Origin of the sequence: Schleiferilactobacillus shenzhenensis LY-73 (genome assembly GCF_000469325.1) — a bacterium.
GTDB lineage: Bacteria > Bacillota > Bacilli > Lactobacillales > Lactobacillaceae > Schleiferilactobacillus > Schleiferilactobacillus shenzhenensis.
Genome location: NZ_KI271642.1, coordinates 1 through 545, shown reverse-complemented (window position 1 = coordinate 545; position 545 = coordinate 1). Strand labels below are relative to the sequence as shown.

1 protein-coding gene is annotated in these 545 nt (G+C 49.7%); it reads right to left on the bottom strand.

Annotated features, from left to right (window positions below; all coding sequences use genetic code 11):
• Positions 1–389, bottom strand: a 389-nt coding sequence (locus L248_RS14970; protein WP_040537192.1) for a transposase, incomplete at its 3' end; no start/stop codon positions are given.
• Between the last annotated feature and the right edge of the window lie 156 nt (positions 390–545).

The following is a 545-nucleotide window of genomic DNA, read 5'->3' as shown; positions in this document are numbered from 1 at the left end:
AAATCCAAGCCAAGCCGGTGCAACCCGGCCAAGGCCGGCAGATTGTCCCGAAAAGTCTGGTAAAATCGAGAAATGCTTGCTTGGGAAGGCAGGGTTTTACCCCATAATACCTGCCAAACGGGATCCCGCCTCAAAGCACTGGCACTGGTATCAGTCGCGAATCCACAAACTCGCTGGGCAATGGCAAAGGAGGCCAATTTCTCCATACTGTGTTGCGGTTTGCGTCGCCATTCGACGAAGCCGCATTCGCTTAAGCGCAAATCCAGCTTGACGCGATCGGAGAACTCTCGAAACAAAGTCAATCCGCCAAACGAGGATACCCGCTTACCGTTCCCCGTTACCACGATTTTGGAGTCAAAGCCCAAGCTGCGTTGTTGTGTTATACTCATATCAGTTCATTCTTCCTTTGTTTTGGTCTACTCAACTAAAAGCATAGCATAGAATGAACGGAATGCCTCACCTTTTTGGTGGGGCACTCAATATGAGTAAAGCGGCGCAGCTCAAGGAGTTGCGTCGTTTTCTATACAGTTGGCAATTTATCTGGG